The organism is Lentzea sp. NPDC102401 (genome assembly GCF_044765805.1).
Classification (GTDB): Bacteria; Actinomycetota; Actinomycetes; order Mycobacteriales; family Pseudonocardiaceae; genus Lentzea; species Lentzea sokolovensis.
On record NZ_JBIWKS010000002.1, the window covers coordinates 961,639 to 974,805 of the forward strand.

At 70.2% G+C, this 13,167-nt stretch carries 10 protein-coding genes and 1 pseudogene; 5 read left to right on the forward strand and 6 right to left on the reverse strand.

Going from position 1 to position 13,167, the window contains the following annotated elements; genetic code table 11:
* Positions 1-23 precede the first annotated feature (23 nt).
* The 5 genes and pseudogenes from ACIRG5_RS09955 to ACIRG5_RS09975 form a co-directional block, all read right to left on the reverse strand.
* A complete protein-coding gene (locus ACIRG5_RS09955; RefSeq protein WP_402902780.1) occupies positions 24-545 on the reverse strand; it encodes a DUF305 domain-containing protein in 522 nt (173 codons plus the stop codon).
* Positions 545-1,579, reverse strand: a complete 1,035-nt coding sequence (locus ACIRG5_RS09960; protein ID WP_402902782.1) for a DUF1996 domain-containing protein — start codon at positions 1,577-1,579, stop codon at positions 545-547. Before ACIRG5_RS09960 ends, ACIRG5_RS09955 begins: the two co-directional genes overlap by 1 nt.
* 232 nt (positions 1,580-1,811) lie before the next feature.
* Positions 1,812-2,213 (reverse strand): hypothetical protein, encoded by a 402-nt coding sequence (locus ACIRG5_RS09965; protein WP_402903143.1) that lies wholly within the window; start codon positions 2,211-2,213, stop codon positions 1,812-1,814.
* Positions 2,214-2,265: 52 nt separating this feature from the next.
* Positions 2,266-3,045, reverse strand: a pseudogene (locus ACIRG5_RS09970) (RNA polymerase sigma factor); the annotation flags it as partial.
* On the reverse strand, positions 3,045-3,419 hold the full coding sequence (locus ACIRG5_RS09975) for a YciI family protein (protein ID WP_402903138.1): 375 nt from the start codon (positions 3,417-3,419) through the stop codon (positions 3,045-3,047). The pseudogene ACIRG5_RS09970 and the gene ACIRG5_RS09975, both read right to left, overlap by 1 nt.
* A 380-nt stretch (positions 3,420-3,799) precedes the next feature.
* Between ACIRG5_RS09975 and ACIRG5_RS09980 the strand changes: the two genes are divergently transcribed.
* The 5 genes from ACIRG5_RS09980 to ACIRG5_RS10000 all read left to right on the forward strand — a co-directional run bounded on the left by ACIRG5_RS09980 (position 3,800) and on the right by ACIRG5_RS10000 (position 11,253).
* Positions 3,800-4,984, forward strand: coding sequence for a hypothetical protein (locus ACIRG5_RS09980; RefSeq protein WP_402902785.1), 1,185 nt, complete (start codon positions 3,800-3,802; stop codon positions 4,982-4,984).
* Entirely contained in the window at positions 4,981-7,122 is a 2,142-nt protein-coding gene (locus ACIRG5_RS09985) for a tetratricopeptide repeat protein (protein ID WP_402902788.1), read from the forward strand. The genes ACIRG5_RS09980 and ACIRG5_RS09985 overlap by 4 nt, the downstream gene beginning before the upstream one ends.
* Positions 7,119-7,604, forward strand: a complete 486-nt coding sequence (locus tag ACIRG5_RS09990) for a flavin reductase family protein (RefSeq protein ID WP_402902790.1) — start codon at positions 7,119-7,121, stop codon at positions 7,602-7,604. Before ACIRG5_RS09985 ends, ACIRG5_RS09990 begins: the two co-directional genes overlap by 4 nt.
* Positions 7,605-7,708: 104 nt before the next feature.
* Positions 7,709-10,465, forward strand: a complete 2,757-nt coding sequence (locus ACIRG5_RS09995; RefSeq protein ID WP_402902793.1) for a BTAD domain-containing putative transcriptional regulator — start codon at positions 7,709-7,711, stop codon at positions 10,463-10,465.
* A 197-nt stretch (positions 10,466-10,662) separates the two neighbouring features.
* Complete coding sequence (locus ACIRG5_RS10000; protein WP_402902796.1) at positions 10,663-11,253, forward strand: hypothetical protein; 591 nt, start codon at positions 10,663-10,665, stop codon at positions 11,251-11,253.
* A 96-nt stretch (positions 11,254-11,349) separates the two neighbouring features.
* On the opposite strand, the gene ACIRG5_RS10005 is transcribed toward ACIRG5_RS10000, so the two are convergent.
* The gene (locus ACIRG5_RS10005) at positions 11,350-12,936 is read right to left on the reverse strand and encodes a glycoside hydrolase family 76 protein (protein ID WP_402902799.1); all 1,587 of its coding nucleotides are present in this window, start codon (positions 12,934-12,936) and stop codon (positions 11,350-11,352) included.
* Between the last annotated feature and the right edge of the window lie 231 nt (positions 12,937-13,167).

Here is a 13,167-nt window from a genome sequence, read left to right on the forward strand (position 1 = left end):
CGTTCAGCAGATCAAACCACAGGTCACGGGGACTTCGGGGCGTCTCCCAGAAGCGTCAGGAACTCCGCTCGCGTGCTGTCGATGCGGGCACCCAGCTCCAGCACCGGCTTGCTCGTGCCCGACGACAACTCCGCGCGGGCCACGGTGCGCGCCTCCTCGAACTGCGTGCGCAGCAACGCCGTCAACTGCTGGTCGAAGGCGGCTCCCTCGGCGAACCCGACGGCGGTCAGTTCGGCGGCCGTGATCATGCCGGGCATGTCGTGGCCGTCGTGCTGGTCGCTCTCCTGCCTGCCGGTCCGCGCCAGCAACTCCCGGACCTGCGCCAGTTCGTCCCGGTAGCGGTCCTGCACCCGAGCGGCCACCGGGCGCAGCGCGGAGCCGGGCCGGTTCGCCGCCAATGCGAGTGCGGCGAGCGCGGACTCGTTCTGCGGGATCACCAGATCCACGAACGCAAGATCGGTGGCACTGAGGTCGGCCGGCGCGGCGGGCGGTGGGGTGCCACAGCCCGCCGCCAGCAGGAGCGCCGCGATGAGGAGGACCCGCACTAGGGGCGGCCGTCCGGTCCGCACTTGACGATCCGGTTGATGCAGTCGCGCACTCGCTGCGCCATCTCGGCTTCCGGCCAGACGTTGAAGAAGTCGCCGTGCATCGTGAATCCCGGACCGGACGACAGCTTGAACCGCGCGGGGTCGCCGCTCACCGGGTACCGCAGCACCTGGCGCAGCTTCGGCACGGGCACCGGGTGCGTGGCCGGGCAGTCGCCGGCGACGGGGTAGGACATGTGGCTCTTGTGGTCCGCGGAGTCGAGGTCCTTGCCGTTCCAGCACTGCGGGAAGTCCAAATAGGACTCGATCATGGTGCCGGCCGGGCAGTTCACGAAGTCCTTGGACGCGCCGACGTGCCCGGCGTGCAGACACGACCAGCGCGACATCGTGGTGTTGTCCGGCGCGGTGGCCTTGGCGTTGCCCGCGACGATGCGCAGTCCGTGCGGCAACGGCTGGATGCGCGCGGTCACGTCGTCGCGCACACCTTCACCGAGGTAGTAGAACGTCGTGCCGGTCGGCTCGACGGGCTGGCCGTCGACCAGCAGCGTCGGCACCCAGTACGACGAGAGGTCGACCTTCGGATTGCACGTGCTGGCGGCCTTGCCCAGGCTCGTGACGTCCGAACGGGCGTTGGTGGAGTCGTTGCCGAAGAAGCTGTGCATGTGCGACGCGCCGGGCAGGTTCGGCAGGACGATCGGGTCGTCCGGCAGCCGGTGCGTGAACGGGCACTCGGCGACGAACTCCGCGACGCGCACCGCGTTCGGCGGGATCGGTTCCTGCGGCTTCACCGGAGCGACCACGGCGGCCTTCGTCGTTTCGGCCGTCTGCGTGGGCGTGCCGGCCTGCGTCGTGGTGCCCGCGGCCTGAGGTGGTGTGGTCACGGTCGTGGCCGTGGAGGTCGGACTCGCCTTCGGCGGCGCGGGCGGGGTGAAGAACATCGCGTTCGCGGTGACCGCGGACGCCGCGACGCCCGCCACGGCGAGAGCGGCGATCCACACGCGCCGCCGCAGTCGTGAGGTGAGGACGTGGGGCATTGAAGGTCCTTTCGGGTGCAGGGGGCTTCTGACCAGGAGATGCCCCCCGCACCCGGCGATAACAGAAAAAGTTGCGGCGTTCTCAGGAGCTCCCGCGCCAACGCCTCGCCCCACCACTGCTCCACGGCGTCCGGGTGCCGTTCTCGTTCGCTGGTCAGCGTCGTGCAGACGTCGATGTTGCACACGGAGATCTCGAAGCCGGCGGACAGGAAGATCGAGAAGTCCCAGTGGATCAGGCCATCTCCAGGCGGCGGATCCGGATGTTGAGATAACGCTGCTCGGGCAGGCTCGTGGTGAGCCGGGCGGCCTGCCGGTAGCTGTCGAGCGCTCCCGCCGGGTCGCCGGCCAGTTCCAGCAAGTGGGCGCGTACGGCATGGGTGCGGTGGTGCCGCCGCATCGCCGGGTCGTCGAGCAGCGGGTCGACGAGAGCCAGGCCGTCCTCGGGGCCGAACGCCATCCCGACCGCGACCGCCTGGTTGAGCGTCACGATCGGGCTGGGCGCCACCCTGGTGAGCATGGCGTAGAGCAGGCTGATCTGCCGCCAGTCGGTGCTCTCCCAGGTGGCGGCCTCCGCGTGCACGGCGGCGACCGCGGCCTGGAGCTGGAATCTGCCGACGTGCCCGCGGGGCAGCACGCTCCAGGATGCGCACTCCTTCCGCGATGCGCACCTGGTCCCACCGCGAACGGTCCTGTTCGGCCAGCGGCACCAGGTCGCCGCCGGAGGTCCGGGCGGTCGCGCGGGCGTGGGTGAGCAGCATCAGGGCCAGGGCGCCCGCGACCTCGTCGTGGTCGGGGATCGCCGCGTGCAGATGCCGGGTGAGGCGGATGGCCTCCTCCGCCAGGGTCGAGTCCACCAGCGCGTCCCCGGTGGAACGGGTGTGCCCTTCGGTGAACATGAGGTGGCAGACGTCGAGCACCGCGGCGATCCGTGCGGGCACGTCCGCCTCGGCCGGCCGCCCGAACACCGCACCCGCCGCCCGCAACGTGGACCGCGCCCTGGTCAGGCGCTGCGTCATCGTGCGCTCCGGCACCAGGTAGGCGGCGGCGATCTGGGCCGTGCTCAGGCCGGCGACGGCGTGCAGGGTCAGGGCGACCTGCGAGGAACGGCTCAGGCTGGGGTGGCAGCACAGGAGGAACAGCTGCAACGTGTCGTCTCCGTGCTGCCCGTGGTCAGCCGACGGTGCGAGGTCGGCGTCGCCAGGCCGTGCGGCGGCCACGGCCTGTTCCCGCCCGGCCCGAGCGCTGTCGGCGCGCACCCGGTCGATCATCCGCCGGGAGGCGACCCGGATGAGCCAGCCGCGGGGATTGTCGGGCACACCGTCGCGTTCCCACTGCGATGCCGCCGCCTCGGCCGCCTCCTGCGCCGCGTCCTCGCAGTCACCCAGGTCGCCGTATCTGCGCAGCAGGGCGGCGAGGACGTGGGACGACTCGCGCCGCCACACGTCCTCCACCACCCGCGAGTCCATCAGTCGTCACCGCCGGGCCACATGGCCGGCCGCAGCTCGACGGTCTCGCCGGGGCCGGCGAAGCGCGCGGTGATCTCCTCCGCGCGGGCCTGGCTGTCCACGTCGATCAGGAAGAACCCGGCCAGGTGCTCCTTGGCCTCCGAGTAGGGGCCATCGGTGACCAGCGGCTTCCCGTCGTCCCACCGGTAGAGCCGGGACGACTCGGGCGCTCCCAGCGCCTCACCCGTGATCAGTTCGCCGCTCTCGTGCAACTCGCCGAGCATCTGCTCGAACTCGGAATTGATCCGATCCCGTTGCTCCCGCGGCATGTCCTGGTAGTCGGGCAGGTACTCCGGGGTCGGGTGTCCCCACGGCTGCGGGTTCGAGTGAATCATGATCACGTACTTCACCATCGGCTCCTGGTGCGATGTCGTGGACGCGTCCGGACGACCCATCCTCACCCGAGACGTCGGAGCCGCGCCCGCCAGGTCGACATGCCCTCACAGATCAGTTCGGCGCGGCCTCGTCGGCCGATCGTCGGCGGACTGTCGACCGACTGTCGACGGCCCCTGGCACCGTCCTCGGTGTTGTCCGAACCAGAGGAGGAACCATGCAGAAGATGTCGATTCGCAAGGCCGGGACGATCCGCCTGACCAGCCCGAGCTACTACTGCCCGTGCTCGGCCAGCTGATCCCGTGACATGGGCCGGGGCTGGCCTGCGGATGGCGCGTCCAGCCCCGGCCCTATCCACTTCTTCGTCAGAAAGGTGTGCCGCATGTCCGTTCGCCTGCACCGGCTCACGATGGTGGCGGAACGCGACGGTGTCATGGTCGGCCGCCCGGACACCGGTTCGTACGCGATGTTCCCGGAAGAGGGAGCGGAGACGCTGCGGCTGCTGGGGGCCGGGAAGCCGGTCGACGAGGTCGCCGCCTGGTACGAACGCGAGTGCGGCACGCCGCTCGACTTCGACGACTTCTTCGAGGTGCTCGACGAACTGGGCTTCCTGGTGGCCGAGGACGCGGAGGCACCGGTCGCGAAACCGGTGCGGTGGCAACGCGCGGGACGGTGGGCGTTCTCGTGGCCGGCCTGGTGCCTGTACGTCGCGCTGATGGTGGGCGCGGTCGTGGCGATGTTCCGCGTCCCGTCGCTGCGGCCGTCCTACGAGGTCTTCTTCTTCACCGACCACATTTCGCTGATCCCGATCGTGCTGACCTTCACGCAGATTCCGCTGGTGCTGCTGCACGAGTGGTTCCACGTGCTGGCGGGACGCCGGCTCGGGCTGCCGTCGACGCTGGGCATCGGGCGCCGCCTGTACTACCTGGTCGCGGAGACCCGGCTGGACGCCTTGCTGAGCGTGCCGCGCCGGCAGCGCTATCTGCCGTTCCTGGCGGGGATGCTGCTGGACGCGATTCTGGTGTCCGTGCTGACGTTGACGGCCGGTTGGCTGATGGGTGAGGCCGTGCCCGCGTGGCTGCCGGGGATGCTGCTCGCGATCTCGTTCAGCACGTTGCTGCGCCTGGTGTGGCAGTTCATGTTCTACCTGGAAACCGATCTGTACCACGTGATCGCGACGGCGTTGCGCTGCGCGGACCTCCAGAACGCCACCCGGTTCCTCATCCGCTCGCGGGTGCGGCGGTGGTTGCGGCGGCCCGCCCCCGTGCCGGACGCCGAGTGGACGGACCGGGACCTCGTGGTGGCCCGCTGGTACGCGCCGCTGCTGGTGCTCGGGTACGGGTTCTCGCTGGGCAGCCTCGCCTGGGCCGGAATCCCGACGGTGTGGCGGTTCTGGTCGACGGTGTTCGAACGGGTCACCGCGCCGGACACGCCGACCTCGGAAGTGATCGACACGTTGGTCTTCCTCAGCATGGCCGTCGCACAGCTGGGTCTGCTGATCTACGTCACCGTGCGGGACCGGCGCGCCCGGAACCGCACCAGAGTCGAGCAAGGAGCGCTCGCATGACTTCACCGCAGGCCTGGCACAGCTGGGCGGTCACCTCGGACACGCTGCCCCCGGCGCCCGCGCCGCACGTCGAGACGATGTGCCACCGCCGATCGCGGGGGCCGTACACCGGGGCGGGCGCGCTGCTGCGGCAGATCGTGCCGGAGCTGTTGGCGCACAACGCTGATCTGGTGCTCCCGCGCACCACGAACGTCGTGGCGATCGCACCGGAGCTCGCCGCCGTGCTGCCGTTGCCGGAGAAGACGCTCACCGAGGCGGCCGAACCGAGGGAACGCACCCGGTTCTACTCCGCCGGCCGCACCGAACGCCTGGTGCACGGCGTCGCGGAACTGCTGATGGACTGGGCGCGAGTGCTGCACCCGGAAGGCGTGGTCGTCGCGTTCACCGACGTCGCGCACGCCGACGACACCGACCGCGAACTGCTGCGGGTCCTCTTGCGCCGTTGCGATCCCCGGCAGCTGACCGTCGTCGTCGAGCTCGACGATCCCGGTGACGACACGGCGCTCGCCGACGCCTTGGCCAAGTACGCCCGAACCGGCGCCCGCCGCGCCCGCACACCCGTCCTGGGAGACGACCTGGCGCAGCTGTACATCGACTCGGACGGCGTCCTCGACGACGAGGCCGCCCTCCGCGCGTACGACGAGCTGGCGCCGGACGAGCGCGCCCGCCGGCACACCGAACGGGCGGAAGTGCTTGTGGCATGGGGAGAACCGAGCTTCGAGCTGGGTGCTCTCCCGTTCCACCTGGAGCGCGGGACGGACCCGGCCGTCGCGGGCGGCGAGGCACTGCTGAAGGCCACGACCCGCTGCCTGGAACTGGGGTACTACCACGCCTCGATGGACCTGGCGCTGCGCGGACGGGAGCTGGTCTCGGCCGAGAAGCAGCCCAACCTGTACTGGAACCTCACCACCAAGGTCGCGGCGTGCCTGTCCTATCTCGGACCGGGGGAGGAGGCCGCGCGGTATCTCGGGGAACTGCGGCACACCACCGACGCCGAGATGCACATGCGGTCCAGCTACATGACCGCGATGCTGCACACCCGCTACCTGCCGAAGGACACCCTGGACCACGACCTCGCGCTGGAGTGGTCCAACATCTCGATCGTCCTCGCCGACAACTACCCGAAGCCCGAACGGCGCACCTTCAACGGAGCGTTCATGCGCAACGGCAAGGCGTTGGTCGAACTGCACCGGGGTGACCTCAAGGCCGCGCTGGACCTGGTGAACGAGGCGATCGGGATGACCGACTCGCACCTCGGGCACGAGGAGCAGTTGCTGCACCGCTCGGTGCTCACGCACAACCGGGCCCAGGTGCTGGCGGCGATGGGCGAGCACGCCGCAGCGCTGCTCGACTACGACGACGTGATCGGGCGGGATCCGAACTACGGCGAGTACTACTTCGACCGGGCCACCGTCCGGCGTGCGGCGGGCCGTGCCGCGGAGGCGCTGGAGGACTACGCCGCGGCGATCCGGCTGAGCCCGCCGTTCCACGAGGCGCACTACAACCGCGCGGACCTGCTGCGCGAACTCGGTGACGACGAGGGCGCGTTGCGGGACCTGGACTACGCGCTGGAGCTCGAACCGGACCACGTCGACTCGCTCGTCAACCGGGCAGATCTCTTGCTGTCGAACGGGGACATGGCACGGGCGTCCGCCGACGTCGACCACGGCCTGACACTGGATCCGCACAACGCGCGGCTGCTCTCGGCGCGCGGCAGCCTGCTCGCCGACGTCGGCGAGCACGACGCGGCCTGGGCGGACTACAGCGCCGCACTGGCCGCGGACCCGGCGCTGGTGGCGGCGTGGGCGAACCGCGCGGTCCTGGCGTTCACGACGGGGCGGCCGCGCCAGGCGGTCGAGGACCTCACCGAGGCGATCCGCCTCGCCGACGACGGCATGCTCCGCGTGAACCGCGCGATCGCCTTGCAGGAACTGGGAAACCACCGCCAGGCCGTCCGGGACCTCGACGCGGCGCTGGCCGCAGGGGCCGACGATCCGGACGTGCTGTACTTCCGGGGCGTGAGCCGGCTGGCCGTCGGCGACGACGCCGGAGCCCGTGCGGACTGGGAGGCGCACCTCGCGGCGTACGGCGAGGAGACCTCGCCTCACGCGGTGCAGATCGCGGAGCGTGTGGCGTGACCACCACGGTCCCGGAAGGGCTTTCCGTGGCGCTGCACCAGCACGCCAAAGGAGTCGCCGTCGTCACCGCCGGGCTGGCCACGCCGGTGGGGTTCTGCGCCACGTCGCTCGCGCCCGTGTCCATCGACCCGCCCGTGCTGTCGTTCGCGATCAGCACGCGGTCGGCGTCGTGGGCGGTCATCGAGACCGCCGAGCACGTCTCGGTGAACCTGCTGGCGGACGACCAGGAGGACGTCGCCCGCGCGTTCAGCAGGCCGGGAGCGGACAAGTTCGGCCAGGAGACGCGCTGGTACCGCGACAGCGCGGGGCTGCCCGCGCTGCACGGGGTTCTCTCGCGCTGGCGGATCGCGCCGGTGGAACGGGTCCGGGTGGGCCGCAGCGCTCTCGTCGTCGGCCTGGTGGTGGACGTCGAACGCGGATCGCCCGGCCGGCTGCCACTGGTGCACTACGACGGCGGATATGGCCGTTTGGCGCGCGCCTGACCGATTTCGCGGTGATGGGCGGTGTTGTCCCATCACGACGGATGCGGCTGGTCTGCCTCGGACACGACGGTATCCCGGCCGCCGCGACCACCTCCTTGACTTGCGTGGGAGCGGACTCCGTCGCACTGCAGCCGCAGTTCCAGGTGCTGGGGCCGTTCGAGGTGCGCGTGCACGACGAGGTGCTCGACCTGGGTGGTCCGCGGATCCGGACGCTGCTCGCGTTGCTGACGGCGAACGCGGGCAGGGTGACGACCGTCGGCACGATGGTGGAAGCGTTGTGGGGACCGGAATCCCCGCCGGACGCGCACCGCACCGTGCGCAGCTACGTCTCGCGGTTGCGCCGCGCGCTCGCCGTCGACCGGCTGATCGTCACGCACCCGGCGGGATACGTGCTGCGGCTCGAACCGCACGTCGTCGACGCCCGCCGGTTCGAACGGCTCGTCGAGACCGGCCGGGACGCCCTGGCCGCGGGCAGGCCCGCGGACGCCGCCGAACAGCTGTCGCTCGCGTTGAGGTTGTGGCGGGGTGAGGCGTACGGCGAGTTCACCGTGACGCCGGTGTTGCGCGCCGAGGCCGCACGGCTGGAAGGCCTGCGCCTCGGCGCCGTCGAGGACCGCGTCGACGCCGACCTCGCGACCGGCGCGGGGGTGACGCTGGTCGAGGAGCTCACGGCGCTGACCGGCCAGCACCCCGGCCGGGAACGCCTGTGGGGGCAGCTGATGACCGCGTTGTACCGGGCGGGCAGGCAGGCCGAGGCGCTCGACGCGTACCTGCGGGCCCGCACCGCGCTCATCGAGCGGTTCGGTCTCGACCCCTCGCCACGGCTGTCCGAGATCCACCAGCAGGTGCTGGACAACGACGCGCGGCTGTTCGGCGTGCCCGCCCTCGCACCGAGCGAACCGGCCAGGGACGACCTTCCCGGCGACATCGCGGACTTCGCGGGCCGCGACGCCGAACTCGCCACGCTGGCGACCGCCCGCGCCGCCGGCAGACAGGCCGTGGTGATCCAGGCGATCGACGGCATGGCCGGTGTCGGCAAGACGACACTGGTCGTCCACGCGGCACACCGGTTCGCGGAGCACTACCGCGACCGGCTGTTCATCGACCTGCACGGCCACGCGTCCAGTCATCGCCCCGTAACCGCGATGGCGGCGCTGGACGCACTCCTGCGCGCACTGGGCGTGCCACCCGACCGGATTCCGCAGGACCCGGACGCGCGGGCGGCGTTGTGGCGAGCCGAACTGGCCACCCGTTCGGTGCTCGTCGTGCTGGACAACGCCGCCGACGCCGCACAGGTGCGCCCGCTGCTGCCCGGCACGTCCCGCAGCCTGACGCTGATCACGAGCCGTCGCCGCCTGGTCGACCTCGACGCCACCCAGGTCGTGTCGCTGGACGTGCTGCCGGAAGCGGACGCCGTCGCCCTGTTCGTCAGCGTCGCGGGTGGCCGCGCCGAAGGCTCGGTGCACGAGGTCGTCGCGTTGTGCGGTCACCTGCCGCTGGCGATCCGCATCGCCGCCGCACGGCTGCGCGCCCGTCCCGCGTGGACGGTGGCCTATCTGGCGAACCGGTTGCGCCAGGGGCACTCCCCGCTCACCGAGTTCGAGGCGGGGGACCGCAGCGTCGCCGCCGCGTTCGCCCTGTCCTACCAGCACCTCCACGAACCGCAGCGGCGCCTGTTCCGGCTGCTCGGCATCCACCCGGGACCGGACTTCGACGCCTATGCCGCCGCGGCGCTCGCGGCCGTCGACCTCCCAGAAGCCGAACGACTACTGGAAAGCCTCGTCGACGACCACCTGCTCCAGGAACCCGCGCCCGGCCGGTACCGCTTCCACGACCTGGTCCGTCAGCACGCCCACGCCGTCGCGGTGACGGACGAGCCAGAACCGTTGCGGCACAAAGCACTACGCCGAGTCGTCGACTACTACCTGCACACCGCGCACAACGGCAGCAGAGTGCTCGACCGGCAACACCCGCCCATCGCCGTGGAGAAGACCGACTGCGTCCCACACCCGATGCCCGACAGCGCGGCCGCCATGGCGTGGTTCGACGCCAACCACCTCTGCGTCCTGGCCGCACGAACCGCCGCCGAGGACGCGGGCTGGGACACGGTCGTGTGGCAACTCGCCTGGTCACTGGACAACTTCCACTACCGCCGCGGGCACCTGCACGACAACATCGCCTCCTGGCAGGTGGGACTCGCCGCCGCGGAACGACTGGGCGACCTCGCCGTGCAGGCCCGCGCCCACCGCCGACTCGGCCTGGTGTACGCGCCGCTGGGCAGGGACGAGGAGGCGTCGCTCCACTTGAGACGGTCGCTCGCACTGTCCGGCCAGGTCGGCGACACGGTCGGCCAAGCGGGCGCGCACGTCGTGCTGGCGCTGGCACTGACGTGGAAGAAGGACGACCACGGCGTGCTGGCCCACCTCACCGAGGCGAGGAACCTGTACCGGCGCAGCGGCAACACGCAGTGGGAGATCCGCGTCCTGAGCATGATGGGCGCCGCGTACACCCGGCTCGGCCATCACGTCCGGGCCCGCGCCTTCTGCGAGTCCGCGCTGGCGTTGTGCGTGCGGCACAACGACTCGTACGGCCAGGCCGACACGTTGGACAGCCTCGGCGCGATCACGGGAAACACCGGCGACCACCGCCAGGCCCTGCACCACTACGAGCGCGCGCTGGCGTTGTGGCGAGACCTCGACAACACCTATCGGCAGGCGGGAACCTTTGCCGCGCTGGGCGACACGCACCGCGAACTCGGCCAGGCCGATCAGGCGAAGCAGTGCTGGCAGGAGGCCATCGACCTCTACCGCGGGCAGAACCTGCACCACGCGGCGGACCGCATCGCCCAGCGTTCGGGATGAGGATCGTTGGTCGGCGTGGCCGGCCGCGGCAGAGCACGGTGAGGAAGTCGCGCCGTCATCGCACCGGCACCAGTGGGAGAACTCGTTTGATCTGGACTTCGCTCGCCGGTGGAATAGTCCGTCCAGGCCCGGCTACGTGTAACCCGCGCAGCTTTGGTCGCGTGTGGACTTACACTAGATGTAACGACTGAGGGGCGATGTTGACCGACGAGCAGTTCACCAAGGGCCACGTGATCACGCTGATGATCACGTCGTTGATCGGCGTGGGGTTCGGTGCCGGATGGTGGTTCTCCGGTACGGCCGCGGTTTCCGGCGGTGGGATTGTGCTGATGGCCCTGGGCTTGGTGATCGCCGTGGGCCTCGTGGGTTGGGTGTTTCGCTTCGGGCGGTCCGCGAGGCAGCTGCCTGCAGGCGGTGGGCGCGGTGCCAGCCCGTTCGGCAAGACGTACGGCATCGCGGTGCTGCTCATGGTGGTCGCGATCTTCGCTGGGTCGCGGCTGCTGACGGTTCTCGACCTGCCGCAGGCGGTACCGGTCTGGGTGCTGTTCGTCGTCGGTGCGCACTTCGCGCCGTTCGCGAAGCTCTTCGGCTCCAACCGGTTCCTGCTGCTGGCGGCGTTGCTCTGCGGTGTGAGCGTGCTCGCGGCAGGCCTCGGCGCGGCCGGGCTGGAGTGGGCCTGGCGACTGGTGCCCGGGTTCGGTGGAGCGGCGGTGCTGTGGGGCACGGTCGTGGCGGGCCTGCTCGACGGGCAGAAGCTCGCTGCGCAGACCTACCGATCCGTCGTCTGACGCGCCGAGAACACCTTTCGCCAGTGGTCGGTCGCCTTGACCAGGTCCTCACCGACGTGCCCGAGGAACTGGCGCTGTGAACGGACACTGGAACGATCAGCCGGCAGCGTTCATCAGGTCCAGCGCGCTGTGTTGCCGGGCGGCGTCACTGCGCTGGAACGGGCCCGCCCATGGCTGGTCGTACGAGTCGGCGCTGGAGCGGTCCCGCGCATGGGCGGTGTCTGCTTGGCGGCGTAGGTAGGTGGTGTACGGGTGGTCTGCCAGTGCTCGGTTCAGCGCGGAGAGGCCTCGGACGTAGATTCCCTTGAAGGACGGGACATCCCCACCACCGCCGTCGTCGAACAGGATGCCGCCGGGGTTGAGGAAGGTGCTGCTGGTCGAGGCGTCGGCGAGGATGCGTGCCTGGGCGAGCAGGCTCGTGTCTCCGGTGGCCCGGTACAGCTCGGTCAGCGCGGCCAGCGGAACGCCCTGGTTGTAACTCCACGGCGTCAGGTTGTTGTTGGCACAGGTGGCTGTGGTCAGTCCGTCGTTGACCAGGTTGGCGCTGTTGATCATCTTGCTGGTGAGGAACCAGGTCCAGCCGGTCCTGGCGCGCTGCAGGTAGGCGGTGTCGCCGGGGATCCTGTTGTGCAGTGCGGCATTGAGCTGGACGTACAGCGAGTTGGTGATCGCGTTCTTGTAGTTCCTGCTCGAGCTCCACCACACTCCGCCACCACAGACCGAGTCCCAGTACCGGAAGACGTGGTCCGCGCCGGTCCTGGCGGTGTTCAGGGATCGGCTGTCCCCGGTCAGGTCGTAGGCGGCCAGCCACGCCAGGCCCCACCAGGCGACGTCGTCGTTGTAGTCGTTGATGAAATTGCCCTGCCAGGCCTGGAGATTGAGGTCGTAGGTCCGGGCGATCGCGTGGCGGTAGCTGTTCATGCCGGTGACCCGGATGTTGTCGATGATCGCGGTGAGCGCGTTGGCGGAGTTCCACCAGCCGGTTGTGTCGAACAGGCCGTTGCCGAGGTTGTAGCGCTCCATCAACGCCGTCGCCGCGGCCGTACGACGTTCACCGGCGTTCCAGGTCGTGCGATACCAGCTGGTGCATGCGATCGTGGGCGAACCAGCCGGCCGTCCACAAGCTCGCAGCAGGCCGACCCCGAGGTCGGCCCAATCGTCCACGTTGAACATCATGGTGCGCCAGTCGCCGAAGCCAGCCGGGACCGAGGTGCTACCGAGCCTGGACCCGGAGCCCCAACTGACCCCGGCGTCGAAAGACCGGTCCAGCCACACCTCGTCGCCTTGCCCGGCAGCGGAGATCGCCGCCCAGCCCATCGCGTCCGTGTCGTCGAAGTGCAGGGAGATCCGACGTCCGCCGACGGGAACGGTCTGGGCCAGCCGGTCCGCAGGCGCGAGGGCGGGATCACGGATGTCGCAGTACTTGTTGCAAATGGCAGCAGCTGCATTCGGTGCTGCGTTTCCCGTTGACGGCGGTCCACCGGCTGGCGGCGATGTGCTGGTGCCGGGCCGGTAGGTGGAGCGTTGTGCACTGGGTGGCAGGGCGGAGTCGCGGTTGTCGCAGTAGTTGTCGCAGTCCACGGCAGATTGATTGATCTTCGGCGCCGCGGCCATCGGCGCGGACGGCACGGCAGCGATGACTGCCGACATCATCAGGGACGCGAGAAGAGCAGCTCTCAACATGAGACCTCCCGGTGCAGGGTGGGCGGCCGAATGAAGTATGTGAGAGCGCTCTCAAGCTCAGGCTAGGTTCGAACGATCCTGACGTCAACGCCTCTGATCGGTCAGTTTGATGCTCGAGCAACGGCGAACCGCCAGGCCTCGTGCCGGTGCGGGCAACGTGCTCGCTCGTTCGTCGGACAGGTCGTCTTCGCCCATCGTGTGGCAGATGGCCTCCTGGCGGCTGACCGGGTC

Coding starts and splice junctions, on each gene's coding strand:
- ACIRG5_RS09980 (WP_402902785.1), top strand. CDS start 3,800: ATGTCCGTTCGCCTGCACCGGCTCACGATGGTGGCGGAACGCGACGGT.
- ACIRG5_RS09960 (WP_402902782.1), bottom strand. CDS start 1,579: ATGCCCCACGTCCTCACCTCACGACTGCGGCGGCGCGTGTGGATCGCC.
- ACIRG5_RS09985 (WP_402902788.1), top strand. CDS start 4,981: ATGACTTCACCGCAGGCCTGGCACAGCTGGGCGGTCACCTCGGACACG.
- ACIRG5_RS10005 (WP_402902799.1), bottom strand. CDS start 12,936: ATGTTGAGAGCTGCTCTTCTCGCGTCCCTGATGATGTCGGCAGTCATC.
- ACIRG5_RS10000 (WP_402902796.1), top strand. CDS start 10,663: ATGTTGACCGACGAGCAGTTCACCAAGGGCCACGTGATCACGCTGATG.
- ACIRG5_RS09975 (WP_402903138.1), bottom strand. CDS start 3,419: ATGATTCACTCGAACCCGCAGCCGTGGGGACACCCGACCCCGGAGTAC.